Raw genomic sequence first — 26,167 nt, forward strand, 5'->3', positions numbered from 1 at the left:
CCTACGGTGGCGGGGCATTCCGCCACCGTAGGCGTCTGAAATACCCTTGGGGCGGCGATGCCGTCGTCGCGCCCTCGCGGGGCCGCCGGCCGTGGGCCGTGCCCCCGCCCGGCCACCCGTGTGCGGCGCGCATCCGCCGTGCACGGCCTGGCGCGAGGCGTAGAGAGGGCACGACTTGACCGGACGGCTGCTGAACTGGGCGGGCAACATCACCTACGGCGCCGCGCGGTTCCACCGCCCCGGCAGCATGGAGCAGCTCCAGGAACTGGTCGCCGGCAGCGACGCCGTCCGGGCACTCGGCACCCGGCACTCCTTCAACGAGATCGCCGACCGTCCCGGCGGTGACCTCGTCTCGCTGGAGGATCTGCCGGGTGGGCCCGAGCTCGACCCGGCGCGCGGCACGGTCACGGTCGGCGCCGGGGTGCGCTACGGCGAGCTGAGCCGCTATCTGCACGATGCGGGCTACGCGCTGCACAATCTCGGCTCGCTGCCGCACATCTCGGTCGCCGGTGCCTGCGCCACGGCCACGCACGGCTCGGGCGACGCCAACGGCAACCTGGCGACCGCGGTCTCTGGCCTCGAACTGGTCACCGCCGACGGTGAGGTCACCTTCCTCAGCCGGGAGCGGGACGGCGACCGCTTCGCGGGGGCGGTCGTCGGGCTCGGCGCGCTGGGAGTCGTCACCAGGGTCGTCCTCGACGTCGTCCCGGCCTTCGAGGTGCGACAGCACGTCTACGAGAACCTGCCCTGGGCGCGCCTTGAGGAGCACTTCGAGGAGATCACCTCGGCCGGATACAGCGTGAGCATGTTCACCGGATGGGACGGCCCGGTGATCGACCAGGTGTGGGTGAAGCGGCGTGACGGCGAGCCCGGCCCGTGGGAGCCGGTGTCGCGCTGGCTGGACGCCACGGCCGCGCCGGCCGACCGGCACCCGCTGCCGGGGCTGTCCGCCGTCAACTGCACCGCGCAACTGGGGGTGCCCGGTCCCTGGTACGACCGGCTGCCGCACTTTCGCCTGGACTTCACCCCGAGCAGCGGGGAGGAGCTCCAGTCGGAGTATCTGCTCCCGCGCCGCCACGCCCTGGCCGCGCTCCGCGCGCTGGACGGGGTCAGGGACGTCGTCTCCCCCGTCCTGCAGGTGTCGGAGATCCGCACCGTCGCGGCGGACGAGCTGTGGCTGAGCCCCTCCTACCGCCAGGACGTCGTCGCGGTCCACTTCACCTGGAAGAAGGACTGGCCCGCGGTGCGCCGGGTGCTCACCGTGATCGAGGATCTACTGGAGCCCTTCGAGTCTCGCCCCCACTGGGGCAAGCTCTTTCTGATGGGCCCCGAGCGCCTGGCGTCCCGGTACGACCGGCTACCGGACTTCCGGCGGCTGGCCGCCGACCTCGACCCCACGGGCAAGTTCCGCAACCCGTTCGTGAACGACCACCTCTTCGCGGGTGATTCTCCCTCCTGAGTGCGCATAGATGCAGGGAAGGGCATGTCGGTTTCCGCTCAGGGGGGTGGGCTGCCTCGTCACCGGGAGAGGGGGAAGACCCGGTGCCCGTGTCGAGTTCACGCCGGTGAAACCTCGGAAACAGGGGGAGCGGTCAGTCGAATTCGCAGCCCTTCACGCCTTTGACGAACGCGCCCCATTCGCCGGGGGTGAAGACCAGTGCGGGGCCGGTTGGATTTTTGCTGTCTCGGACGCCTTTACGGCCGCCGGACAACTCGGCGACTTCAACGCAGTTGCCGCCGTCGGGTCCTGACAGGGAGGACTTGCGCCAGACGGCAGTGTTGAGTTCCTGGGTCAACTCGTCCATCGCTGCGTCGTCTCCTTGATCAATTCTAGGGACTCGCGCTGGGGCAGTGCTTCGGAACGAATCCCCTCGTATCTGTATGTTAAAACGCTCACGTCCTCTGGTCGCTCTGTTACTCGGCTCATGACCCCAGCAGACTCGACGTATGCGGTGTCGAAGGTTCCCCGAGCCTGTGCGATGGCGAACCCACCGGCGAGGCCGGTCGTTGAGTATGCCTTGAAGGGAAGAACCTGAATGGTGATCCGGGGGGCCTGACCAGCTTCAAGAAGGTGAGAGAGTTGCGCTGCCATCACAGCGTGGCTGCCGATCGGGCGGTTAAGGGCCGCTTCGTCGATGACCACCCAGAACAAGGGGGGTTTGGGGCGTCTGAGAATGGATTGTCGCTCCATTCGAGTGGTCACCTGTTCCTCGATCTGCTCGGACGTCACGCCGATGTCGCCGCTCAGGATGGCTCTGGCGTAGTCCTCCGTCTGGAGCAGGCCGGGCACGATCAGTGGTTCCCAGGTGCGGAGCGACTCCGCGGTGGCCTCCACATCGAGCCATGGCCGGAACCAGGGCGGAGCCGAGGCGTGGCTGACCATCGGCCAGAGCCGCATCAGGGCGCCCTCGGCCTCCAGGGCCTCGTCGCAGTAGCGGGCGAACTCCTCCGTCGGTGATCGTTTGGCGGTCTCGATCATGCTGATCGTTCCGACCGAGTAGGGGATGGCCTTGGACAGCCGGATCTGGGACCAGCCTTTGGCCTTGCGGAGCCGTCGCAGTTCGAAGCCGAAGAGAGCGGTCGGCGAATCGGTGGGACGAAGCTCGCTTTCCTTTGGCATCTGACCTCCCGGGGAGAGCCAACAGTTTCAAGGGACCTTTCATTGAAACCGTTGATAGCTGATTGAAGTCAAGTAACTACCGGCTGTAGCCGGAAGCTGGGATGGTCGGAAGGCCGATCGGAGATGATTCTTCTAAGCGGGTGAAACCATGAAAGCGACGACTCCGGAGCCGAGGATTCTCGGCAGCGTCGATCTGCCCAGCGTTCGTGAATCCGTCTCACGAGCCCGCTCTGAAGTGCGCGAATGGCTCGGTGTCGATCATCCGATGGTCGACGACATCGTACTGGCGACTTCCGAGCTGGTAACAAACTCGATCAAGCATTCCGATTCCAGCGCCGGTGACTTCATTGGCCTGACCCTCAGTGCGACGATGGAAATCGTCTACGTGGAGGTTAATGACCCTGGTTCAATATTTTTGGGACCTCATGTCCGAAAAGAACCAGATGCCGAAGACGGCCGAGGACTGCTGATCGTCGGTGAGATCTCCCTTGAGTGGGGAACCCGCGAGCACGGTCGCGGCCTGGGCCGTACGGTCTGGTGCGCCATCCGGGCCACTCCGCCCCCTGACGACCCGTCGACTCCCGAACCGGTCTCCGAATAGGGAGACGAACACGGCTCCCCGCGAGCCGCGCGGAGGCCGGCGGTCAACCGCTCCGCCTCTCCCCCTCAAGTCCTGTCGCTAGATGTCAGGCGGGCAGGCCGAGGGTGCGGGCCTGGCAGCGCATGGTGTGGTCGAAGGCCGCGGTGCGGTCCAGGATCGCGTTGTTGAACTGGCCGAACAACTCGAAGCTGATCCAGCCGAACAGGCCGGTCCAGGTGATCAGGCCGCGGACGATCACGTCGTCGGGGACGTCGGGTATCAGCTCGCGCAGGCGTGCGGCGTCCTCGCGGAAGGACGGCGGGGCGGGTGGGTGGTCACCGGGCGGGCTCAGGGTTCCGGCCCGGTGGGCGTCGGAGACGATCCGGCCGTAGACGACAGTGTCGCGGATCGCGGCGGGGACGGTGTCCTGCGGAGCCTGGTAGCCGGGGACGGGGGAGCCGTACAGCAGGGCGTACTCGTGCGGGTGGGCCAGTGCCCAGTCCCGTACGGCGTGGCAGACCGCCATCCACCTGCCCGCGTGGTCGGTGTGCGGGACGGTCGCGTCGGCGTTCTCCACGGCCTCGCCGAGGGCGTTGTAGCCGTCGATGATCAGGGCCGTGAGCAGGTCGTCCTTGGAGGGGAAGTAGCGGTAGATCGCCGAGGAGGCCATGCCCATCTCGCGGGCGACCGCGCGCAGGGACAGGCCGCTCGCACCGTCGACGGCCAGCTGCCTGCGGGCGACGTCGGCGATCTCGCGGGTCAGCTCGGCCCTGACCCTTTCGCGTGCGGTGAGGCTCGAACTCATGCCCCGACCATACCAGAGCACTGGAAAGAAACGAGAGCACTGCTCTTGACGAACAACGCTCTTTGGCGAGAGCATTGCTCTCAGAGCGGAGCGGCAATCTCTTAGGAGCCCCCATGATCTCCCTGGCCAAGAACACCAACCTGCTCGTCATGTTCCTGCTGGAGCTGGGCGTGCTGGCCTCGGTCGGCTACTGGGGTTTCGGCACCGGCTCGAACTGGCCGGTGAAGCTGCTCCTCGGCCTCGGCGGCCCCGCGCTGTTCGTCGTGGCCTGGGCGATCTTCGGCGCGGCCAACGGCGCGACGATCCCGCTCACCGGTCTCGCCCGTGCCGTCCTGGAGGTGCTCTGGTTCGGCGGCGGCGCCGCGGCGCTGGTCATGGCCGGCCGCATCGTCCCCGGGATCGCCTTCGCCGCGCTCTTCGTCGTCAATGCCGCGCTGCGGCTCCTCTGGAACCAGTAAGGAAGAACCATCATGGTCAAGCACGTCATCGCGGGAGCCGGTCAGGTCGGCTCCGAGGTCGCCCGGTTGCTGGCCGGGCAGGGACACGAGGTGGTCCTGGTCAGCCGCTCGGGCTCAGGACCCGAGCTGCCGGGTATCCGCAGGGTCGCCGCCGACGCGGGCGACCGTGCGGGACTGACCGCCCTGACCGAGGGCGCCGCCGTCCTCTACAACTGCGTCAACCCGCCCTACCACCGGTGGGCGCGGGACTGGCCGCCGCTCGCCGCGTCGCTGCTGGGCGCCGCCGAGGACACCGGCGCCGGATACGTCATCCTCGGCAACCTCTACGTCTACGCCGCTCCCACCAGGCCGATGCGGGAGAGTGACCCGTTGACCCCGCCCAGCGCCAAGGGCGAGATACGGGTCCGGCTGTGGCAGGAGGCCCTGGCCGCGCACGAGGCGGGCCGGGTCCGGGTGACCGAGGTACGCGGATCCGACTTCTTCGGTCCCGGCTGCCTGGACCAGTCGCACCTGGGGGAGAGGCTCGTGCCCAAGCTGCTGGCGGGCAGGACCGTTCGCGTCGTCGGCGACCCCGCACAGCCGCACAGCTGGACCTACGTGCCCGATGTCGCCCGCGCCCTGGTCGCGGCAGGAGAGGGCGAGCGCGCCTGGGGCCGCCCCTGGCACATCCCGACGAACGAGCCGATGACGGTGCGCGAGGTCGCCGCGCGGCTGTGCGCGCTCGCCGGAATCCCCGACCCGGGGGTCAAGGCCATGCCGCACTGGCTGCTGCGCGCCGCCGGGACCTTCTCTCCGATGCTCGGCGAGCTGGAGGAGCTGCGCTACCAGTTCGTCCGGCCCTTCGTCCTGGACTCGGGTGACTTCCAGGCCGCCTTCGGCATCGCGCCGACCCCGATGGACGAGGCGCTGGCCGCGACGATCGCGTGGTGGCGCGACCGTCTGGCCGCGGCGGCGTAGGGGCCGGTCGGACCCCGTACGGCGGGTGCGCCGGCCCGGGGCGCGACGTACGCGCCGGAAAAGCGCGCGTCGTAGGCTCTCAGCATGAAGATCGCTGTCATCGGCCTCGGGGACATCGCGCAGAAGGCCTACCTGCCCGTCCTCGGCGCGACTCCCGGCCTCGACCTGCACCTGTGCACCCGCGACCGGGCCACGCTCGACCGCCTCGGTGACGCCTACCGGGTCGAACGCCGGCTCTCCTCGGTGGACGAGGTGCTCGGCGCGGGGGTCGAGGCGGCCTTCGTACACGTCGCGACGGAGGCGCACGTGAAGGTCGTCGAACCGCTGCTGCGGGCCGGCGTCCACGTCTACCTGGACAAGCCGATCGCCTACACCCTCGCCGAGGCCGAGCGCCTGGTGCGGCTGGCGCGGGAGAGCGAGCGGTCGCTGCTCGTCGGTTTCAACCGCCGCAGGGCGCCGTCCTACGCCGCTCTGCGCGATCTTCCCCGCGATCTGGTGGTGATGCAGAAGCATCGTGCGCGCCATCCGGAGAACCCGCGGGCCGCCGTCTACGACGATTTCATTCACGTCGTGGACACGCTCAGGTTCCTGGTGCCGGGCGAGGTCGAGCACACCGTCGTTCGCACCCGGGTCAGGGAGGGGCTGCTGGAGCACGTGACGCTGGAACTCTCCGGGGACGGCTTCACCGCCTTCGGGATCATGAACAGGGTGGGCGGCCTGGCGGAGGAGAGCGTGGAGGTCATGGGCGGCGGCGCCAGGCGCCGGGTGGTCAACATGGCCGATGTGACCGACCACGCCGGTGCCGAGACCCTGACCAGGCGGGGCGACTGGACCCCGGTCCCCCGGCAGCGGGGCATCGAGCAGGTCTGCCTGGAGTTCCTTGACGCGGTCCGCTCCGGCACCGTCGTCGACGCCGGCGACGCCCTGGCCACCCACGCCGTCTGCGAGGACATCGTCAACGCCGCGACACGGTAACGCGTGACGGGGAGGACGTTCCCATGTTCGGCCGGGAGCGCCGGCGGCTTCGGGATCAGAGCTCGCGCCCCCGGTGCGCCTCGGCGACCCGGCCGACGCCGATCACGTGGGCGGCCTGGCGCAGGGTGATCCCGCATTCGGCCGAGACCGCCGTGACCGTGTCGAACGCGTTCTCCACGAGGCCGCGGAGTCTCGCGTCCACCTCGCGCGCGCTCCAGGAACGAGCCTGCGCCTGCTGTAGCCACTCCAGGTAGGAGACGATCACACCGCCCGCGTTGGCCAGGATGTCGGGGACCACCGTGATGCCCGCGTCGGCGAGGACGCGGTCCGCCCCGGGCGTGGTGGGGCAGCTGGCGCCCTCCACGATCAGGCCGGCCCTGATCCGGGGGGCGTTCTCCTCGGTGATCGCCCCCTCCAGGGCCGCGGGAACGAGCAGGTCCACATCGAGTTCCAGCAGGTCGTCGTGGGACAGCGGGTCCGCCTCGCGGTAGCCGCGCACGCCACCGGTCTCCTTCGACCACGCCCGCAGGCCGTCGACGTCCAGGCCCGAACGGTTGACCACGGCCCCGGTGCTGTCGGAGACCGCGACCACGAGAGCGCCCGCGTCGGCGAGGTGGCGCGCGGCGGGGGCGCCGACCTTGCCGAAGCCCTGGATCGCGACGGTACGGCCCTCGGGGGAGCCGCACATGGCCCTGAGCGCGGCGAACCGCACGCCGCGTGCGGTGGCCTCCGCCCGCTCCGGCGCGCCGCCGGAGGTCGCCGATCCGCCGGTCATCACGCCGGGCACCGGGTAGCCGGCGTTCACCGAGTAGGTGTCCATGATCCAGGCCATGGTCCGCCTGTCGGCGCCGACCTCGGGGGCCGGGACGTCCCGCTCGGGGCCGACGATCGGCAGGACCTCGTTGACGTAGCGGCGGGTGACCCGCTCCAGCTCCCGGGTGCTCAGCGAGGCGGGGTCCACCGAGACGCCGCCCTGGGCGCCCCCGTACGGGATGCCGGCCAGCGCGCACTTCCACGTCATCCCCATGGCCAGCGCGGTGACCTCGTGGACGTCGGTGCGGGGGTGGAAGCGGATGCCGCCCTTCGCCGGGCCACGGGTGATGTTGTGCTGCACCCGGAACCCCTGCACGACGTCCATCCGGCCGTCCTCGCGGCGGACCGGAACCGACACGGTGAGTGAGCGGCGGGGAGTGGCGAGCACGGCGCGCAGGTTGTCGTCCAGGTCCAGCCGGTCGGCTGCCTGGTCGAGCTGGAAGAGCGCGGTGTCGAGGGCCTGCCGGCCAGGGCTGACGGGAGCGGTGGTGGCCGGCGTCGTCGACGGCACCGTGAGCGTCCTCAAGGGAAACCTCCGTACGGTGAGCGGGGCGCCTTTGCTCCGCCCGGGGCAGCTGGTCACGATCAGAGTAGGTGCGCTTTTTTGCCTGCGGGGACGGGCCGTGTTTCGTTCTCGTGACCGCTCCGAGGCCTGGTCGCGCCACCGCGACCGGATGGTGCGTTGTTATCTGTCCGCGTCTCTGGGCAATCTGGGAGGAAGGTACGGATCTGGTGGGCTCCGGTAAAGGATTCCTGCCGTCGTGCGGTGACTGAGGGGATGAACGTGCCGGAACTTGTGGTCGGCCCGATGTTGCGTTACGTCGACGAGACGAGCGCGTCGGTATGGCTGGAGACGAGCGAGCCGTGTGAGGTGACGGTCGAGGTCGGTGGCGTGAGCTCGCAGGCCAGGACGTTCACGGTCCACGGTCACCACTACGCGATCGTGGACGTGGCGGGCGGCGGGACCTACCAGGTGCGCCTGGGCACCGAGACCGTGTGGCCGCTGCCCGACCAGCCGCCCAGTCGCATCCGCCTGCTCGGCCCCGACGGGCCGGACCGGGTGATGTTCGGCTCCTGCCGGACCAGCGTGCCGCACGACCCCCTGCACACGATCTCCCACGGGGTGGACATGCTGCGCGCGTACGGCTGCACCCTGATGGAGGCGCCCGAGGACCGCTGGCCCGACCTGCTGCTGCTCCTCGGCGATCAGGTCTACGCCGACGAGCCCTCCGCCGAGATGCTGGAGTTCATCGGAAACCGCAGGGACAGCGAGCCGAAGAAGGAGATCGCCGACTTCGAGGAGTACGCCGAGCTGTATCGTCTGGCGTGGACCGACCCGGAGATCCGCTGGATCCTCTCCACGGTGCCCACCGCGATGATCTTCGATGACCACGACCTGCGCGACGATTTCAACACCTCCAGCACCTGGCGCGAGCAGATGGAGCACGTCCCGTGGTGGCGGCACCGGGTGATCTCCGGGATCGGCGCCTACTGGGTCTACCAGCATCTGGGCAACCTGTCGCCGGCGGAGCGCGCCGCCGACGAACTGCTCAGCAAGGTGTGCGCGGCCGAGGGGGACGGCGGGGAGGTCCTCGACGCGTTCGCCGAGCACGCCTACGACGTACCCGCCGACAGCCGGTGGAGCTACGCCCGCGACCTCGGCGACACCCGCCTGATCATGCTGGACTCCCGCTGCTCCCGCCGGCTCACCCCGAAAGACCGGCGCATGATCGACCCGGTGGAGTGGGAGTGGCTCACCGAGCAACTCCAGCGGGGCGGCGCGAAGCGCTACGTGATCGGCTCCTCGGTGCCGTTCCTGCTTCCCGCGGGCATCCACCACATCCAGAACTGGAACGAGGCGCTGGCGCAGGGGGCCTGGGGCGTCAGGGTGGCCCGCTGGTCGGAGGCGCTGCGCCAAGGGCTGGACCTGGAGCACTGGGCGGCCTTCCGGCGCTCCTTCGAGGACCTGTCCAGGCTGCTGGCCGGGCTGGGCAGGCCGGTGATCATACTCTCCGGAGACGTGCACTACTCCTATGTCTCGAAGGCGCATGGGCTCCCCATCTATCAACTGGTCTGCTCGCCGATCCGCAACCCGCTGAGCCGCACGCTCCGCCTGGCCAACATCGTCGCCCAGTTCGGCGTCGCCGGCCTGATCGGACGCTCGCTCTCCCGCCTGGCCAAGATCCCCAAGGCGCCCTTCAGTTGGCGGATCACCAACGGCCCGTGGTTCTCCAACGCGGTGGCGGTGCTGTCCCTGGACACCGCCCCCACCTCGGTCCGCTGGGACACCGCCACCGGAACCGACGTCTCGGAGATCACCACGGTGGAGCTGAAGGGGATCTAGCGAAGCGCCTCTGTTCCCCGTGCCGAGAGGTCCGGGGCATGCCGTGGTTTTCCGGCCGACGTCCGGCCAGAGAACCGGAATATTCTTCTCGTGCGACCGGGACGTTGTGGAACGCATCCACCTGGGAAGTTGCGGAAATCGCTTACCGAGAGTCGCAAGCCCGTTCGTTTCGATCGCAAAAAGATCATTGACAACGAGCGTCACCCGGTTTTACATGGTGATCATCAGCGCTGATTTGCCCCTTTTCTACCAGGTGACGCGGCTTTAGGCTGCCGTCATCCCTTTTTCTGGTGAGGCGCATGTCAACGTTACGGGGCCTGGCGGCCGTGGTGGCCGTCGGGGTTATCGCTACGGGGTTAACGGTCGCGATCGACGTCCGTGAAGGGGCTCCGAGGGCGGTCGCGTCCTCGGTGGAGCCGGTGGCTCCGACAGATGAGCAGGCCGGCAGGATCGCCCGCGAGACGGGTCGCAGCACGGAGATCCTCGCCAAGCGGGGTGAGAGCAGGGAGGTCTTCGCCAACCCCGACGGTTCCTTCACCGCGGTGGAGCACCTGCGCCCTGTCAGGGTCCGGCAGGACAGCTCCTGGGTGGCGCCGGACGTCACCCTGATCCGCAGGCCCGACGGGTCCATCGGGCCCAGGGCCTCCACCGTCGATCTGACCCTCTCCGGCGGAGGGGACGAGCCCATGGTGCGGATGGCTCGCGCCGGCCGGGAGATGTCGCTGAAGTGGCCGGGGAAACTGCCGGAACCTGAACTGCAGGGCGACTCGGCCGTCTACCGGTCGGTGCTCAAGGACGTCGACCTGGTCGTCCGGGCCGACACCGACGGGTTCGCGCACACGCTCGTCGTCAAAACCAGGGAGGCGGCGGAGAGCGGGGCCCTCGCCCGGCTCGGCTTCGACCTGGGCGGGACCGACCTGGCGGTGCGCACGGAGACGGACGGGCAACTGCGAGCCGTCGACACCGGGGGAGGAGGCGCGGTCTTCGAGGCCCCGTCGGCGACCATGTGGGACTCCGGCACGCAGGCCGGGACCGCGTCGGCCGGGACCCCGTCGGCCGGGACCCCGTCGGCAGGGACGGAGCGGCGCGCGGCGGCCGAGCCACAGGAGGACCTCGCCAGGGGCCCCGCACCGACCTCGAAGGTGGCCGACGTCGGAGCCGCCGTCGAGGGCGGATCACTCACCCTCACTCCCGAGGCCGCGCTGCTGACGGCTCCCGACACGCGCTTTCCCGTTTACATCGACCCGGTGTGGAAGACGGTCAAGGCCTCTGCCTGGGGATACGTCTCCCGCACCTACCCGAGCACGTCGTACTACAAGTTCGGCGGCAAGGCCGACTCCGGCATGGGCTACTGCTCGGGCGACTCCAAGTGCGCGCCCTCGGACGTGAAGCGCATCTTCTACCGGATGCCCACCAGTGCCTACGCGGGCAAGTACATCATCTCCGCGGAGTTCGTCGCCAAGGAGACCTGGTCCTACTCCTGCGACGGCCGCACCGTGCAGCTCTGGCGGACCAAGGGGTTCGTCGAGGGCTCGACCTGGAACTCCACCAAGGACAACTGGCTCGAACACCTCGACACCCGGGACGTGGCGAAGGGCTGGTCCTCCAGCTGCCCGGGTGGCGACGTGGAGTTCAACGCGACCAAGGCGGTCAAGGACGCTGCGGCGGGCAAGTGGTCGACCACCACGTTCGGCCTCCAGGCCGGGTACGAGACCGACCCGTACGGATGGAAGCGGTTCGCCGACGACGCCTGGCTCCGGGTCAACTACAACACCCCGCCGCCCCAGCCGAAGATGGCCGACCTGACGATGGACCCGGGAGGCAAGTGCGTCTACTCCCCGGCCCCGGCGGTGCGGGTGCCCCCGACGCTGTCGGCGGTGCTGCACGACTCCGACTCCGCCGACGCCAAGAAGGTGTACGCCGAGTTCCAGGCCAGCTGGGACGGCGCGACGAAGTGGACCTCCGGCAGGATCGGCCCCAAGACCACGGGATCGACGTTCCAGGTCAAGATGCCCTCGACGATCCCCGAGAAGAAGACGATCGGCTGGTCCGTACGCACCTGGGACGGCTACCAGTACAGCCCGTGGAGCTACGCGGGCGACGCGACCGGCTGCTACTACACCTATGACAAGAGCGTGCCGGCCGCTCCGGCACTGACCTCGACCGCCTACCCCGCGTCGGACCCGGAGAACGAGCTCGACCCGTGGTACGACGGGGTGGGCCGCTACGGAGCCTTCACCGCCGACTCCGCCTCCACCGACGTCGTCAAGTACTGGTTCGGGATCAACGGCAACCCCACGCAGGCCAACGAGCGCAAGCCCAGCACCAACGGCGGGCCGGTGACGATCGACATCGCGCCCGAGCACGCGGGGCCGAACTACATCACGGTCCAGGCCTTCGACGCGGCCGGCAACGCCAGCGAGATCGGCCGCCACGCCTTCAGGGTCAAGGCCGGAGCACCGGCGAAGGCCGAATGGCCGCTGGACGAGCCCATCGACTCCCCGCAGGTCACGGATATCGGGGGAACCTTCCCCGCCACCGTCACCGGCGGTGTCACCCTGGGCGTGGACGGCGTCTCGAAGAGCGCCGCGCAGTTCAACGGCGTCAACGGGTACGCCAGGACCACCGCTCCGGTGGTGAACACCACCACGAGCTTCTCGGTGTCGGCGTGGGCGCGGCTCCCGGAGGTCAAACCCACCCATGCCGGAGTGATCGCCACTCAGGCGGGAACGGCGAGACCGGGCTTCGAGCTGTACTACTCCTCCTCCTACGATCGGTGGATCTTCAACCGGTTCAGCACCGACAGCACGAGCGCCACGATCGTGCGGGCCATCGGGACCTCCGCGCCGCAGGGCGGGGAGTGGGCACACCTGGTCGGCGTGTACGACTCGGTCGCCAAGCACATCAGGCTCTACGTCAACGGCAAGCTGGCCTCGACCACGGCGTTCACCACGCCGTGGAACGCCACGGGGGCGGTGCAGCTCGGCGCGAGCCTGTACAGCACGGTCCCGGACGCGTTCTTCCCCGGTGAGATCGACGACCTGCGGATCTTCGACCGGATCATCACCCCGGAGGAGGTCGGTAACCTCTTCACCCAGCACCCGGTGGTGAACGCCCGCTGGAAGCTGAACGACTCGGCCTCGGCGGTCCGGGCGAGCAAGGCGTACTGGAAGCTGGACGAGGCGGCGGGCGCGACCCGGGCCGAGGAGGTGGGCGGCGTCCACCCGGCGAGCAAGGTCGGCACCGTCACCTTCGGCACGACCGGGAAGGTCGGCAAGGCCGTCACCCTCAACGGCACGACCGGGTACCTGAAGACCACCGGAGCCGTGCTCGACACCACCAAGAGCTTCTCGGTGTCGGCCTGGGCGAGGCTCCCCGCCACCAAACCCACCCATGCGGGGATCATCGCCACCCAGACCGCGACGGTGAAACCCGCGTTCGAGCTGTACTACTCCTCCTCCTACGATCGGTGGATCTTCAACCGGTTCAGCGCGAACAACGCCTCCGCCACGATCACCCGGGCGCAGTCCACCTCGGTGCCACAGGGTGGGGTGTGGACGCACCTGACCGGAACCTACGACGCGGCCGCCAAGCAGATCAGGCTCTACGTCAACGGCAAGCTGGCCTCGACCACGGCGTTCACCACGCCGTGGAACGCCACCGGGCCGGTGCAGCTCGGCGCGGGTTCCTACGACGGCGCGGCGGGATCGTTCTTCCCCGGTGAGATCGACGACCTGCGGATCTTCGACCAGGTCGTCACCGACTCCGAGATCGCCACGCTGGCCTCGGGGTCCCCGCTGACCATCGCGGCCGACGACGGCACCGCGGGCCGTCACGTCACCCTGTACGGCAACGCCCGCATCGACCAGGGCGCGGGCTGGGTCGGCACCCCGCCGGGCGCACTGGTCCTGGACGGCGACGGCGACTACGCGGCCAGCGCCGGTCCCGTGGTGCGCACGGACGACAGCTTCACCGTCGCCGGCTGGGTGACCAGCGCGGGCCGTCCCGGCCGGACGGCGGCGGTCTTCAGCCAGGAGGGCGCGGTCAACAGCGCCTTCACCCTCCGCTACCGGCCGGACCCGGCGGATCCGGCCAACGCGGGCGGCTACCAGATCGAGATGCCGGACTCCGACGCCACCGGAGCCGCGCGCCCCACCACGGAGCACTCGGCCTTCCAGTCCAGCTTCGAGTGGGACCACGTGGCGATCGCCTACGACGCCCTCCAGGACGAGATGCGGCTCTACGTCAACGGGGAGCTGGAGCAGACCGAGGAGCAGGTGTCCTGGCGGTTCAACGTGCTGGGTTTCAACGCCACGAAGGGGTTGCAGCTCGGCCGGACCAAGGGCGACGGCGCCTGGGGCGAGTACTGGCCCGGCGTGATCGACGACGTGTGGGCCTTCCAGGGGGTCGCCACACAGGAGCAGATCCAGATGCTGGCCGCGGGCAACGAGCTCGACACCGAGACCGGCCCCTGACCCGAGGAGGGGGATCGCGGCCCGCGATCCCCCTTCCACCCCCATTTCCTGAGGTGCCCCGGCCGCCGTGTGCGGCGGCCGGTGGCCTGCGCCTGTGCGGAGGATGTTTATGAAGGGGTTATCCGAATCGGGTACCCGGCGATGGCTGGCCGTGTTCACGGCACTGGTCACCGCCGCGGGCCTGCTGGTGGCGCCGCCGGCGCACGCCGCGGTCGGACCGGACGGAGAGCGTCCCGAGGTCGAGAGCGCCGAGCGCGTGGTACCCGGCAGGGCGGAGACGGTGAGACCGCGCAAGCCCGACCCCGCGGCGGCCGAGCCCGACCCGGCCCCGAAGGGCTGGCCGGAGCCGGGCATGACCGAGGCGAGGGTACCGGCGAGCGGGGAGGCGGTCCGCGCCGGGAACCTGCCGGTCCGGGTGCGCGCTCCCCAGTCACGGGCCAGGGGGGCGGCGCCCCCCGTGGAAGAGGTGAAGGTCCAGGTCCTGGAACGGGCGGCGGCGCGGCGCGCTGGCGTGGACGGGGTCGTGCTGACCGTGGGCGGCCCCGGGACCGGCCCCGAAACCGGCCGGGTCGGCGTCGAACTGGACTACTCCGGGTTCGCCGGGAGTTTCGGCGGGTCCTACGGCAGCCGCCTGCGCCTGGTCCGGCTGCCGGCCTGCGCGCTGACCACCCCTGACGCGCCGGAGTGCCGTACCGGCACCGAGGTCCCCTCGCGCAACGACACCGAGGCGAGAACGCTGTCGGCCGAGGTGACGGCCGCGCCGCAGGCGACGGTGCTCGCCGCGGTGGCGGGGGAGTCCAGTGACAAGGGCGACTACAAGGCGACGGCGCTGTCGGCCTCGTCGACCTGGGCGGTCTCCGAGCAGTCGGGCGACTTCGCCTGGTCGTACCCGATGCGGGTGCCCCCCGTCCCCGGCGAGCTCGCGCCCAAGGTGGAGATCGGCTACTCCTCGGGCGCGATGGACGGCCGCACGTCCAACACCAACAACCAGCCGTCCTGGGTGGGAGAGGGCTTCGACTACTGGCCCGGCTACATCCAGCGCGGTTACAAGCCGTGCGCCGACGACGGCGCTCCCAAGGACGAGTGGGGCACTCCGCCGGGCGACCAGTGCTGGGCCTACGAGAACGCCACGCTCAGCTGGAACGGTAAGGGCGGCGAGCTGGTCCAGGCCGCGGACGGCACCTGGCGGATGAAGAACGACGACGGCACGCGCATCGAGCGGGTCAAGGACACCGGGAAGGCCAACGGCGACAACGACGGCGAGTACTGGAAGCTGACCACCACCGAGGGCGTGCAGTACTTCTTCGGCCTGAACCGGCTGCCTGGCTGGAGCACCGGCAAGGAGGAGACGAAGTCGACGTGGACCCACCCGGTCTTCGGCGACGACGACAACGAGCCCTGCCACGGCTCCACGTTCGCCACCTCCTGGTGCCAGCAGGCCTACCGGTGGAACCTCGACTACGTCGTGGACCCGCGGGGCAACGCCATCTCCTACTTCTACACGCAGGAGGGCAACCGCTACGGCCGCAACCTCAAGCCCGCCGACGACACCCCCTACGTGCGGGGCGGCTGGCTGGACCGGATCGACTACGGCCAGCGCGCCGGCACCCTGTTCTCGGCGAAGCCGTCGGCCCGGGTGGTCTTCGGCGTCTCGGAGCGCTGCCTGTCGGAGACCGCCGCCGACTGCGCGACGGACAAGATCGGTGACAACCCGACCAGGTGGCCGGACGTGCCCTGGGACCTGAACTGCGCCGCCGACACCGAGTGCAAGGGCACCCACGGCACGCTGGCGCCCACCTTCTGGTCGCGCAAGCGGCTGACCAAGGTCACCACCCAGGTGCTGAAGGCCGACGGAGCCTACCGGGACATCGACTCCTGGAAACTGGACCACCTGTGGGGCGACGCCGACATCGACAGGGCCCTGCTGGTCAAGTCGATCCAGCACACCGGCCACGCGGCGTCCCCGGCCGTCACGCTGCCCCCGGTGACGTTCAACCACGTCCAGCTGCCTAACCGGGTGGACAAACTGGGCGATGACATCGCGCCGTTCATCAAGTACAGGATCGGGGCGATCTACGACGAGTCCGGCGGCCAGATCGACGTCAACTACTCCGACGCCGACTGCACACTGTCCTCGCTGCCGACGCCGGAGACCAACACCCGGCGCTGCTTCCCGGTCAAGTGGACACCGGCCGGCTATGCCGACCCGATCCGGGACTGGTTCCACAAGTACGTGGTCACCCAGGTCGTGCAGAGTGACAGGACCGGCAAGGCACCGGACATGCTCACCGCCTACGAGTATCTCGACGGTGCGGCCTGGCACTACGACGATGACGACGGCATGACCAAGGAGAAGTACAAGACCTGGTCGCAGTGGCGCGGCTACGGCCGGGTGCGGGTCAAGACGGGAGGGTGGAACGACCTGCGCTCCCAGAACGAGCGCCTGTTCCTGAGGGGCATGGACGGTGACCGGCTCAACGCCGACGGCGGGACCAGGAAGGTCTCCGTCGCCGACGGCGAGGGTGGCGAGCACGTCGACCACGAGGCGCTGCAGGGCTTCGAGCTGAAGAGGACGGAGTACGAGGGGGTCGGCGGCGCGGTGGCCGTCAAGACGGTCAACACCCCGTGGCGGCAGCAGACCGCCAGCCGTACCAGGAGCTGGGGGACGGTCACCGCCAACCTGACGGACGTCGCCAAGAGCCACACCTGGACCGCGATGGACGAAGGGAAGTGGCGGGAGACCGAGACCGTGACCTCCTACGACCCCGCCACGGGCCTCGCCACCCAGGTCGACGACAAGGGCGACCTGGCCACGGCGGCCGACGACCGGTGTGTCAGGACCACGTACGCGCAGGACAAGACCGCCTGGATGCTGAAGTTCCCCTCGCGGGTGGAGAGCCTCTCGGTGGCCTGCTCGGTCACGCCCGACCGGTCCAAACACGTGATCGAGGACGGGCGCTCCTTCTACGACAACGGCGCCTTCGGCGCGGCGCCGACCAGGGGAGAGGTCACCAGGGTCGAGAAGATCGCGAGCCACAACGGCAGCACCGCGACGTACGTCCCCACCGAGATCTCCACCTACGACTCCTACGGCCGCGAACTCACCACGAAGGACGCCGCGAGCAACGTCACGACCGTCGCCTACACCGACACCGCGGGCCTGGCCACGCTGGTGAAGACCAGCGGACCGCCGGTGCAGCCCGGTGACGCCGGCACGGCCCACGTCACGAGCGAGGAGCGCGATCCGGCCTTCGGCTTCGAGACGGTCAAACTGGACGCCAACGGCAAGCGGACCGACCTGGAGTACGACGCGCTGGGCCGCCTGCTCAAGGTGTGGATGGCAGACCGCTCCAAGGCGTCCGGGCAGACACCGAACCTGGAGTTCAGCTACCGGGTGACCGACGGTCAGATCATCGCGATCGGCACGAAGCGGCTGACCGCCGAGGGCGGCCAGACCGAGCCCACCTACGAGCTGTACGACGGCAGGCTGCGGCTGCGCCAGACCCAGGACCCGGGTCCGGACGGCGGGCGGCTGATCTCCGACAAGCTCTACGACTCCCGGGGCAACGTCGCCCGCGAGTACGGGCAGTACTACTCGACCGGGGCGCCCTCGACGACCCTCTTCGGAGCCTTCGACGGCAACGTCGAGTCGCAGAAGGTCTTCGACTTCGACGGCCGCAACCGGGTGACCGTCGAGCGGTTCCTCGTCGGCAACGGCGAGACCCAGGAGAAATGGCGCACGACCACCTCCTACGCCGGGGGCCGGGTCACGGTGGACCCGCCGACCGGGGACACGCCGGTCACCACCTTCACCGACGCGCGCGACCACATCGTCGAGCTGCGCCAGTACCGGGGAGACTCGCCGACCGGCGACTTCGACCGGACCCTCTACACCTACACCCCGCTGGGCAAGCTCGCCACGGTCAAGGACGCGGCGAACAACACCTGGACCCACCACTACGACCTGCGTGGCAGGGAGATCCGGGTGGACGACCCGGACAAGGGCACGACCAGGTCCGGCTACGACGACCTGGACCGGGTGACCTCCACCGAGGACGCCAGGGGCGCCAAGCTGTTCACGACCTACGACGCGCTCGGCCGCAAGACCGAGGTCCGTGAGGGGTCGGAGACCGGCACCGTCCTGACGGCGTGGACCTACGACACGGTCCGCAAGGGGCAGCTCTCCAGCTCCACCAGGAACGTGGGCGGCCAGGCGTACACCACGACCGTCAACGCCTACGACAACCTGGACCGGGCGATCCGGACCACGGTCACCATCCCCGGCACCGAGAAGGAGCTGGCGGGCAGCTACCAGTTCGACACCCGCTACAAGCTGGACGGCACGGTACAGTCCGCCACCTTCCCGGCCTCGGGCGGCCTGGCGGCCGAGACCGTCGTCTACTCCTACGACGAGCTGCGGCGGCCCACCGTCACCTCCGGGCTCACCTCCTATGTGACCAGGTCGATCCACAGCCTCACCGGCAAGCCCGAGCAGTACGAGCTCTCCACCGGAGGCAAGAAGGTCTGGCTGACCAACTCCTACGAGTACGGCACGCAGCGGCTGAAGTCGGCCCGGGTCGACCGCGAGGACGTCGCCGGGGTGGACCGCAACGCCACCTACGGCTACGACGCGGCGGGCAACGTCACCGCGGTCTCCGACGTCTCCCGGCCGGGCACGGACACCCAGTGCTTCTCCTACGACTACCTGCGCAGGATGACCGAGGCGTGGACGCAGGGCACCCAGAGCTGCGCCACCGCACCGGCGGCGAACCTCGTCGGAGGTGTGGCACCGTACTGGCAGTCGTTCGGCTATGACGCGACGGGCAACAGGACCAGGGAGGTCGAGCACGGCATCGGCGGGACCGCCGACACCCAGCGCCTCTACGGCTACCCTGCCCCCGGGGCACCGCAACCGCACGCGCTGGCCTCGGTCACCCAGACCGGGGGCGCGGGCGCGCGCGTCGAGAGCTACGGCTACGACGCCACCGGCAACACGACCAGCCGCAAGATCGGCGCCGTCGACCAGAAGCTCGACTGGGACGTCGAGGGGCGGCTGAGCAAGGTCACCGACGGGGCCAAGGTCACCTCCTACCTCTACGACGCCGACGGCAACCGGCTGATCCGCAGGGAGCCGGCCGCCACGACCCTGTACCTGCCGGGCATGGAACTCCGGCTGGCCAACGCCACCACGAAGGTCGAGGCCACCAGGTACTACGTCCACGACACGGTCGCGGTCGCGGTCAGGACCACGGCGGGCGTGACCTTCCTGGCCAACGACCACAACGGCACCGGCGAGCTCGCGATCAACGCCACCACCCAGGCGGTCTCTCAGCGCCGCTTCAAGCCCTTCGGCCAGCTGCGGGGGGCGCCACCGGGGACATGGCCCTCGGAGAAGGGGTTCGTCGGTGGCACCGTCGACTCCTCCACGGGCCTGACACATCTGGGCGCCCGCGAGTACGACCCGGCGACCGGCCGTTTCATCAGCGTCGACCCGATCATCGACCCGCAGGACCCGCAGCAGATGAACGGGTACGCCTACGCGAACAACAACCCGGTCACCTTCACCGACCCGGACGGCAAGTTCTGGGGAAGCTGGATCGCCGCCCTGCTGGCGATCATCCGGGCACTGATGGCGCTGCTCAACAGCGGCGGCGGTGGCGGTAACAAGGGCGGCGGCGGAGGTGGTGGCGGTGGTGGCGGCGCACCGCACCGCCCGGCGCCGAGCGGCGGCGTGACCACCTCCTACGGCAGCACCGTCAAGAACAACACCCTCAGCAGCGTCGATCCCCGCAAGTTCACGGCGCTGGGCTGGCTCGCCTACGGCTTCGGCGGCCCGTCCGACATGCTCAACACCTGGGGAGCCAACGTCGCCGAGAACGGGCGCGTGATGGGCGGCGTCTACGCCCTCAAGGCGGCGAGCTACCCGCAGGGCAACTGGAAGACCAGCTGGTACTGGAACGGGCTGCGCAAGTGGTACGACGCCAAGTCGGTCAGGGTGGAGGCGCGCGGCATCAAGTGGGGCGGCCGCCTGGCCAAGGCCGGCAAGTTCGTGGGCCGGTTCGGACTGGTGGCCACCTTCGCCGACGGCGCGCTGACCCAGTGGAAGTCCGACAGCGGAAAGGACATCAACAAGGGCGAGAAGGCCCTGAGAGCCGGTATCCGCGGTGCCGCGGTGGCCGGCGGCGCCTATGCGGGTGCCACCATCGGGGCCGCGGCGTGCAGCCCCGGAGTGGTCCTCGCGGCGGTCTGCGGTGCGGCCGGTGCCTACATCGGGGGTATGGTCGGCGGAGTCGTCGGTGACACCGCCATCGCCGCCTACGACAAGATGCGAGATCCTGTGGTGAACACCGTCAAGTCCGTCGGTTCCGGGATCAAGAAGGGATGGAACAAGCTCTTTGGATGAGACAGCCGTGCTGACGGGTTACCCGCACGCGCCGGTGTGGGCGGTGCTCGCCGCCGCCCTCATGGCGGTCCTCGGGTTCGTCAACCATCGCCGGTTCCGCAGGGCGGACGCGCAGAGCGCGTGGGCCGAGCGCTACTTCGACGAGGCCAAGCCGAAGGAGTGGCGCAACCTGCCCTTCGCCCAGCTCCCGGGGGCGATCATGTTCTCCCTCTGGGCGGTGATGCTGGCCTACACCTGGGTGTCCGGGCAGGAACTCCTCGACGCGCTCGTCGGGCTCGCCTTCTTCGGGTCCTTCGTCTTCGGCGGGGTCGCCGTCAAGCGGCTCTACCGGCCTCCGGCCAAGGCCAGGCCGGCCTGGCTGGTGGCCGAGGAGGAACGGCGCGAGCGGCTGGGCCTGACCACCCGCGACGGCTGGACGACGTAGCAGCCGTCCCCCGGTCCCCGCCCGGGGACCGGGGGACGGAAACGCAGCGGAGCCGGTGCGGCTCTCGCGTCATGGACGCGAGAGCCGCACCGGCTCCGTCATGTCGAGGTTCCGCCGGCCCGTCCGAGCCGGTGGCTCACTCCGCCAGTTCGGCGAGGACGGCGCCGAGCTGGTCGATCGCCCAGACGAGGTCCTCCTCGGAGATGACGATCGGCGGGGCGAGACGGACGGTCGAGCCGTGAGTGTCCTTGGCCAGGACGCCATGGGCCATGAGCGCCTTGGAGACCTCACGCCCGCTGGCCAGGGACGGGTCGATGTCGACGCCCGCCCACAGGCCGCGCCCGCGGACGGTGACCACGCCCTGGCCGATCAGGCCGCGTAGCCTCTCGTGCATGACCTCGCCGAGCTCCCTGGCCCGTGCCTGGTACTCGCCGGTGCCGAGCATCTCGATGACCGCGTTCGCGACCGCGCAGGCGAGGGGGTTGCCGCCGAAGGTGGAGCCGTGCTGCCCCGGCCTGATCACGCCGAGCACGTCCTCGTTCGCGGTGATCGCCGAGACCGGGACGACGCCGCCGCCCAGGGCCTTGCCCAGCACGTAGATGTCGGGAACGACGCCCTCGTGGTCGCAGGCGAAGGTGTCGCCGGTGCGGCCCAGACCCGACTGGATCTCGTCGGCGATCATCAGGATGTTCTCCGCGGTGCACAGCTCGCGGACCTGGGTGAGGTACCCGTCCGGCGGGACCAGCACGCCGGCCTCGCCCTGGATGGGCTCCAGCAGCACCGCGACGGTGTTGGCGTCGATGGCCTCGTGGATCGCCTCGATGGAACCGTATTTTACGATCTTGAAGCCGGGGGTGTACGGGCCGAAGCCGTCGTGGGCGTCGGGGTCGGTGGAGAAGCTGACGATCGTGGTGGTGCGACCGTGGAAGTTGTCCTCCATCACGATGATGTTGGCCTGCTCGGCGGCCACCCCCTTGACCTCGTAGCCCCACTTGCGGGCCACCTTGATCGCGGTCTCCACGGCCTCGGCGCCGGTGTTCATCGGCAGGACCATGTCCTTGCCGGTGAGGTCGCCCAGCCCGGCGGCGAAGGTGGCGAACTGGTCGTGAAAGAAGGCCCGGCTGGTCAGGGTGAGCCTGGACAGCTGCTCCTGGGCCGCTGCGATGATCTTCGGGTTGCCGTGCCCGAAGTTCAGCGAGGAGTAGCCGGACAGGCAGTCAAGGAACCGCCTGCCCTCCACGTCGACCACCCAGGCGCCCTGCGCCTCGGATATCACGACGGGCAGGGGGTGGTAGTTGTGAGCGCTGCGGCGCTCGCTCAGTTCGATGAAGTCGTCCGTGCTGGTCATTCGATATCCGCCCCTCCTTGGTCCGTGGCCGTTTCGCCCGGCACTATCCCCTGATCTCCAGCGTGCAGCACTTCGGACCGCCCCCGGCCTTGCGGAGCTCCGACAGGTCCACGGGGACGATCTCGAAGCCCTGGCGCTTGAGCTCCAGCTGGAGGTTGGCGGCCTCGACGTTGATCACCACGTTGGTGCCGTCGCTGACCGCGTTGAGGCCCAGCACGGAGGCGTCGTCCTCATTCGCGATGATGGCGTCGGGGAAGAGGCCGCGGAGCACCTCCTGGCTTCCAGGCGAGAAAGCCCCTGGGAAGTATGCCACGTTGTGTCCGTTTAGCGGGAACAGGGCGGTGTCCAGGTGGTAGAACCGCGGATCCACCAGTTGCAGGGTGACCACCGGCCGGCCGAGGAACTCCTGGGCTTCCTTGTGAGCGGTGATGTCGGTGCGGAAGCCGGTGCCGGCCAGCACCAGGTGGTCGAGGGTGAGGAAGTCCCCCTCGCCCTCGTTGGTGAAGGTCGCCTCGCGGACCTGCTGGTAGCCGTTGTCGACGAACCAGTCCCGGTAGGCGGGGCCCTCGGCCGCTCGCTGCGGGTGGGTGAACCGCGCGCCGTACACGCGGCCGCCGACCACCAGCGCCCCGTTGGCGGCGAAGACCATGTCCGGCAGGCCCTCCACCGGGTCGATGAGGCTGACTCGGTGACCGAGCTCCTCATAGGCGCTCCTGAGCGTCTCCCACTGCCTGATCGCCACCTCGCGGTCGGCGCCGGCCTCGGGATGCATCCACGGGTTGATCGCGTACTCAACCGCGAAATGGTCGGGCCGACACATGAGGTAGTGCCTCGTCATGAATAACCCCGTATCGAAGGTCGTGGTGAAATGCCGGCCCAGTGGCGGCGACATCAGCCTAGGAAACGGTGTTCTCGCAGGCCAAGAGCTTGCGCTTGCGTTCTGACGCGGGTTTTTTGCGCGCTTCAGGCGATGAACGGTGATTCGTTGTGCGGGGCGACGAACGGTTCGCCGCGCGAGGTCATGAGCGGTGCCTCGATCAGCCTGGAGAGCACGATGGAGCTCTTGGTCCGCACCACGAACGGCTCCGAGGCGATGCGCTCGATCACCCTCTCCACGTGCCGCACATCGGTGGCCCTGACGTGCAGCAGCGCGTCGGCCTCGCCGGTGATGGTGCACGCCGAGACCACCTCGGGATGGCGGCCGATGGCCACCCCGATCTCCGACGGCGAGGTCTTCCCCGCGCAGAACAGCTCCACGTAGGCCTCGGTGGTCCAGCCGAGCGCCGCGGGCTCCACCCTGGCGGTGAACCCGGTGATGGCGCCGGTCTCGCGCAGCCGGTCCACCCGGCGTTTCACCGCCGACGCCGACAGGCCCACCCGCTGTCCGATCTCCGCGTACGTGGCTCGGGCGTCCTCGACGAGCGCCCCGATGATGTCGCGATCCAGCCTGTCCAGTTCCACGCTGACCTGTATATCGCTTCGGGTCCGTCCGGGCTCACGGCGAGCGGCGGCGCCCGGTCACCCGAATCCGTGCCGCCGCGTGCCCGGTGCTGCTGATGAATGGAAATGCCGCCGGACAGGTGACCTGTCCGGCGGCATCCGCCAGGTTTCCGGTCAGGTCCGCTCGGCCTCGCCGGTGGCCTGCTCCTGGGCCTCCTCGGGGGAGGCCTCCAGGTCGTCGCCCGCCTGGGCGAGCGCCGTCTGCTTGTCCAGGCCGACCCAGCTCGTCACGCTCTCGACGGCGAACAGCACACCGAGGTAGACGGTGAGCGCGGCCAGCACCCAGGTCAGCACGCCCAGCGCGGCGCCGGCGCCGATCAGCAGCAGCCTGAGCTCCCAGCCCAGGCCGGCACGGAAGACCCAGGGGGCCGGCCAGATGCTCTGCCGCGTCCGGTACACCGTGTCGTAGGTGTGGTAGCCGATCACGTAGATCAGCACGTACAGCAGCCACTTGGGCGCGTCGGCCGCCAGGCCGATCAGGATGATCGCGAGGAACTCGGCCCCGCGGATCAGCGGCGGCGCCAGCCAGTCGAGCTTGCCGAGATGGTCGCGGGCCGCGGTGGGCAGCACCAGGACGATCATGATCAGCACCGGGACGAGCAGGATCGGCCCGTCCACCAGCATCCCGGTCACCGCCATCGCGATGATCGCCAGCAGCGCGGCGAGCGTGGCGGGCACCGGGGGCAGCCCGGGTCCGACCCGGTCACGCAGCAGCGTCACCAGCGGGCCGTCGTCGCGGTAGGCGAGCAGCCGCGCGGTCTGGACGCGCAGCCGCTCCTCGTACGGGTCCGGAGCAGGGATGGTCTGTGGCTGGGTGATCATGCGAGAGACCTCATCAGGCGTCCGGTGAGCGAGTAGGCGGCGCCGATGCCACCCCAGATGATCAGTGTCAGGAAGGTGATCCTGGCGTCGAACAGGGCGCTGACGATCGCGATGGCGGCGAAGCGCTCACCGATGGGGAACACGATCATCTTGCGGGCCCAGTGCACGGCCCGGAACCTGCCGGCCCTGCCCCACATCCTCAGCAGGTTGCGGATCCCGCCGGTCTGGGCGACCCTGCGCTGCTCCAGCGCCTGGCGAAGGCCGGTGTCGGCGCTGACCGACAGCGGCACCGAGGGCAGCGGCGACGGGGGCTTGCGCCGGTTCGCCGCACCGTAGGAGAAGTCGAGCAGGTGCTTGATGGACTGCACACCGAGCGCGATCAGCGCCAGCGTCCACACGTCGCCCACACCTGAGACCGCCGCGCCGACCGCCAGACCGGCGAAGACCACGTACTCCTTGAACCGGTCGAAGGTCGCGTCCAGCCACGCCCCGAGCACGCCGAACTTGCGGGCGTACCGCGCCACCTGGCCGTCCACGCAGTCGAACACGAACGCGAAGTAGATCAGCACACCGCCCGCGACCATCCCGGCCCGCTCGCCGGTGGCGAAGCAGAGCGCCGCGGCCACACCCAGCGCGATCGAGATCAGCGTGACCTGGTTGGGGGTCAGCCCCCGCCTGGCCGCCCAGCGGGCGATGAACCGGGAGTAGGTGCTGACGAAATAGGTGGTGAAGAAACCATCGGCGCCCTTCACCGCGTTGTTCAGCCTGGCCCGGTCCTCGTTGAACGTGGCCATCTCCGCCGGCGCCTCGGTGGCCTGCTCGGGAGTGGACACCCGGCGGTAGAACAGGTCCCGGCGGCCGCGGACGCCGACCGAGACGCCCTTGCGGACCAGGCCCAGGACCAGCAGCTGGGCCAGGTCGTCGTCGGGGCCCAGCAGGTGGGCCATGTCGGCCAGCTCGCGGGCGGCCTCGGCGAGGACGGGCGCGTACTTGTGGTGCAGGTGCAGCGGGCCGAGCAGGACCGCGTTGGGCCTGGTCACCGCATGGAAGGCCGAGCCCACCGAGATGATGCGGGACCTGCGGGCGCGTACCCGGACGGGCAGGTCCTCCAGCCTCCGGTCGCCGATCTCCGGCTGTGCCTCGTCGATCGGGACGTCGGGGACGACGGCGTCACCGTTCTCGTCCTCCTCCCGCGGCTCCCTGACGATCAGCGCGAGCGCCCCGCGCTTCGACTTGGTGATCTGGTAGATCAGCTCGTCGTGGATCAGCGAGTTGGCGGGCAGGATGAGCAGGTTCTCGGTGGCGTCCTCGACCACGTCGGCCAGGGCGCGCAGGTCGCCGGCCAGGTCGGAGGTCTCGACGAGCCTGCCGGGGAAGCCACGGTAGGCGGCGGCCTCGTTCGATCGGGCGATCGTCACCGGCTCGGAGTCGAGCGAGGCGAGCTGGCCGTGCAGCTTGCCGATCACCGTGGGGCAGCCGGCGAGCGCGGGCAGGGTCAACGCGGCGGGCGGCGTCGCCTGGCCGGTAGCGGCATCGGGGCCGGGCGATGAGCCCAGCAGGACCACGCGGGGCATGGCACCCTTTCGTGCGGAGACGGGTGTGAGGCGGTGTAGCGGAGGATACGTTGCGTCAGAGGCCAAAGT

18 protein-coding genes are annotated in these 26,167 nt (G+C 69.7%); 9 read left to right on the forward strand and 9 right to left on the reverse strand.

Translation table 11 applies throughout. The features are described 5' to 3' along the window. The first annotated feature begins 175 nt into the window (after positions 1–175). Positions 176–1,459 carry an FAD-binding protein gene (locus ACQP0P_RS13460; protein ID WP_433375658.1) on the forward strand — a complete coding sequence of 428 codons (1,284 nt, stop codon included), beginning with the start codon at positions 176–178 and terminating at the stop codon, positions 1,457–1,459. A 133-nt stretch (positions 1,460–1,592) separates the two neighbouring features. Here the strand turns inward: ACQP0P_RS13460 and ACQP0P_RS13465 are convergent, their stop codons facing one another. Beyond that, on the reverse strand, positions 1,593–1,805 hold the full coding sequence (locus tag ACQP0P_RS13465) for a DUF397 domain-containing protein (protein ID WP_433375660.1): 213 nt from the start codon (positions 1,803–1,805) through the stop codon (positions 1,593–1,595). Then, on the reverse strand, positions 1,793–2,620 hold the full coding sequence (locus tag ACQP0P_RS13470; RefSeq protein ID WP_433375663.1) for a helix-turn-helix domain-containing protein: 828 nt from the start codon (positions 2,618–2,620) through the stop codon (positions 1,793–1,795). The genes ACQP0P_RS13465 and ACQP0P_RS13470 overlap by 13 nt, the downstream gene beginning before the upstream one ends. Positions 2,621–2,768: 148 nt before the next feature. Here ACQP0P_RS13470 and ACQP0P_RS13475 point away from each other — a divergent pair, with 148 nt between their 5' ends. Then, positions 2,769–3,221 carry an ATP-binding protein gene (locus ACQP0P_RS13475; protein WP_433375665.1) on the forward strand — a complete coding sequence of 151 codons (453 nt, stop codon included), beginning with the start codon at positions 2,769–2,771 and terminating at the stop codon, positions 3,219–3,221. Positions 3,222–3,306: 85 nt separating this feature from the next. Here the strand turns inward: ACQP0P_RS13475 and ACQP0P_RS13480 are convergent, their stop codons facing one another. After that, complete coding sequence (locus ACQP0P_RS13480; protein ID WP_433375668.1) at positions 3,307–4,005, reverse strand: TetR/AcrR family transcriptional regulator; 699 nt, start codon at positions 4,003–4,005, stop codon at positions 3,307–3,309. 113 nt (positions 4,006–4,118) lie between these two features. Between ACQP0P_RS13480 and ACQP0P_RS13485 the strand changes: the two genes are divergently transcribed. From ACQP0P_RS13485 to ACQP0P_RS13495, 3 genes are all read left to right on the forward strand, one after another. Continuing rightward, complete coding sequence (locus ACQP0P_RS13485; protein ID WP_433375671.1) at positions 4,119–4,463, forward strand: YrdB family protein; 345 nt, start codon at positions 4,119–4,121, stop codon at positions 4,461–4,463. A gap of 12 nt (positions 4,464–4,475) precedes the next feature. Beyond that, entirely contained in the window at positions 4,476–5,420 is a 945-nt protein-coding gene (locus ACQP0P_RS13490; RefSeq protein ID WP_433375674.1) for an NAD-dependent epimerase/dehydratase family protein, read from the forward strand. An 84-nt stretch (positions 5,421–5,504) separates the two neighbouring features. Then, on the forward strand, positions 5,505–6,395 hold the full coding sequence (locus ACQP0P_RS13495) for a Gfo/Idh/MocA family protein (RefSeq protein ID WP_433375676.1): 891 nt from the start codon (positions 5,505–5,507) through the stop codon (positions 6,393–6,395). Between the two features lie 55 nt (positions 6,396–6,450). On the opposite strand, the gene ACQP0P_RS13500 is transcribed toward ACQP0P_RS13495, so the two are convergent. Next, positions 6,451–7,734, reverse strand: a complete 1,284-nt coding sequence (locus tag ACQP0P_RS13500; RefSeq protein WP_433375679.1) for a Glu/Leu/Phe/Val family dehydrogenase — start codon at positions 7,732–7,734, stop codon at positions 6,451–6,453. 240 nt (positions 7,735–7,974) lie between these two features. Between ACQP0P_RS13500 and ACQP0P_RS13505 the strand changes: the two genes are divergently transcribed. From ACQP0P_RS13505 to ACQP0P_RS13520, 4 genes are all read left to right on the forward strand, one after another. Continuing rightward, a complete protein-coding gene (locus ACQP0P_RS13505; protein WP_433375681.1) occupies positions 7,975–9,552 on the forward strand; it encodes an alkaline phosphatase D family protein in 1,578 nt (525 codons plus the stop codon). A gap of 419 nt (positions 9,553–9,971) precedes the next feature. After that, entirely contained in the window at positions 9,972–14,027 is a 4,056-nt protein-coding gene (locus tag ACQP0P_RS13510) for a LamG-like jellyroll fold domain-containing protein (protein ID WP_433375684.1), read from the forward strand. A 109-nt stretch (positions 14,028–14,136) separates the two neighbouring features. Further along, positions 14,137–20,430, forward strand: a complete 6,294-nt coding sequence (locus ACQP0P_RS13515) for an RHS repeat-associated core domain-containing protein (protein WP_433375687.1) — start codon at positions 14,137–14,139, stop codon at positions 20,428–20,430. Next, positions 20,423–20,854 carry a hypothetical protein gene (locus ACQP0P_RS13520; RefSeq protein WP_433375690.1) on the forward strand — a complete coding sequence of 144 codons (432 nt, stop codon included), beginning with the start codon at positions 20,423–20,425 and terminating at the stop codon, positions 20,852–20,854. The genes ACQP0P_RS13515 and ACQP0P_RS13520 overlap by 8 nt, the downstream gene beginning before the upstream one ends. Before the next feature lie 136 nt (positions 20,855–20,990). Here ACQP0P_RS13520 and rocD read toward each other — a convergent pair whose 3' ends face one another. The 5 genes from rocD to ACQP0P_RS13545 all read right to left on the reverse strand — a co-directional run bounded on the left by rocD (position 20,991) and on the right by ACQP0P_RS13545 (position 26,098). After that, positions 20,991–22,202, reverse strand: a complete 1,212-nt coding sequence (gene rocD / locus ACQP0P_RS13525) for an ornithine--oxo-acid transaminase (protein WP_433375693.1) — start codon at positions 22,200–22,202, stop codon at positions 20,991–20,993. 43 nt (positions 22,203–22,245) lie between these two features. Further along, on the reverse strand, positions 22,246–23,040 hold the full coding sequence (ddaH, locus tag ACQP0P_RS13530) for a dimethylargininase (RefSeq protein ID WP_433375696.1): 795 nt from the start codon (positions 23,038–23,040) through the stop codon (positions 22,246–22,248). 125 nt (positions 23,041–23,165) lie between these two features. After that, positions 23,166–23,663, reverse strand: a complete 498-nt coding sequence (locus tag ACQP0P_RS13535) for an Lrp/AsnC family transcriptional regulator (protein ID WP_350913324.1) — start codon at positions 23,661–23,663, stop codon at positions 23,166–23,168. 153 nt (positions 23,664–23,816) lie between these two features. Next, positions 23,817–24,524 carry a DUF5941 domain-containing protein gene (locus ACQP0P_RS13540; RefSeq protein ID WP_433375699.1) on the reverse strand — a complete coding sequence of 236 codons (708 nt, stop codon included), beginning with the start codon at positions 24,522–24,524 and terminating at the stop codon, positions 23,817–23,819. Then, a complete protein-coding gene (locus ACQP0P_RS13545) occupies positions 24,521–26,098 on the reverse strand; it encodes a CDP-alcohol phosphatidyltransferase family protein (protein ID WP_433375702.1) in 1,578 nt (525 codons plus the stop codon). The genes ACQP0P_RS13540 and ACQP0P_RS13545 overlap by 4 nt, the downstream gene beginning before the upstream one ends. Positions 26,099–26,167: the final 69 nt, after the last annotated feature.

This window comes from Streptosporangium sp. CA-115845 (assembly GCF_050943795.1).
GTDB lineage: Bacteria > Actinomycetota > Actinomycetes > Streptosporangiales > Streptosporangiaceae > Streptosporangium.

What these genes read in the sequence shown, in the direction of transcription:
- ACQP0P_RS13465 (WP_433375660.1), bottom strand. Translation starts at nt 1,805, where the DNA reads ATGGACGAGTTGACCCAGGAACTCAACACTGCCGTCTGGCGCAAGTCC.
- ACQP0P_RS13470 (WP_433375663.1), bottom strand. Translation starts at nt 2,620, where the DNA reads ATGCCAAAGGAAAGCGAGCTTCGTCCCACCGATTCGCCGACCGCTCTC.
- ACQP0P_RS13475 (WP_433375665.1), top strand. Translation starts at nt 2,769, where the DNA reads ATGAAAGCGACGACTCCGGAGCCGAGGATTCTCGGCAGCGTCGATCTG.
- ACQP0P_RS13480 (WP_433375668.1), bottom strand. Translation starts at nt 4,005, where the DNA reads ATGAGTTCGAGCCTCACCGCACGCGAAAGGGTCAGGGCCGAGCTGACC.
- ACQP0P_RS13485 (WP_433375671.1), top strand. Translation starts at nt 4,119, where the DNA reads ATGATCTCCCTGGCCAAGAACACCAACCTGCTCGTCATGTTCCTGCTG.
- ACQP0P_RS13490 (WP_433375674.1), top strand. Translation starts at nt 4,476, where the DNA reads ATGGTCAAGCACGTCATCGCGGGAGCCGGTCAGGTCGGCTCCGAGGTC.
- ACQP0P_RS13495 (WP_433375676.1), top strand. Translation starts at nt 5,505, where the DNA reads ATGAAGATCGCTGTCATCGGCCTCGGGGACATCGCGCAGAAGGCCTAC.
- ACQP0P_RS13515 (WP_433375687.1), top strand. Translation starts at nt 14,137, where the DNA reads ATGAAGGGGTTATCCGAATCGGGTACCCGGCGATGGCTGGCCGTGTTC.
- rocD (WP_433375693.1), bottom strand. Translation starts at nt 22,202, where the DNA reads ATGACCAGCACGGACGACTTCATCGAACTGAGCGAGCGCCGCAGCGCT.
- ddaH (WP_433375696.1), bottom strand. Translation starts at nt 23,040, where the DNA reads ATGACGAGGCACTACCTCATGTGTCGGCCCGACCATTTCGCGGTTGAG.
- ACQP0P_RS13540 (WP_433375699.1), bottom strand. Translation starts at nt 24,524, where the DNA reads ATGATCACCCAGCCACAGACCATCCCTGCTCCGGACCCGTACGAGGAG.
- ACQP0P_RS13545 (WP_433375702.1), bottom strand. Translation starts at nt 26,098, where the DNA reads ATGCCCCGCGTGGTCCTGCTGGGCTCATCGCCCGGCCCCGATGCCGCT.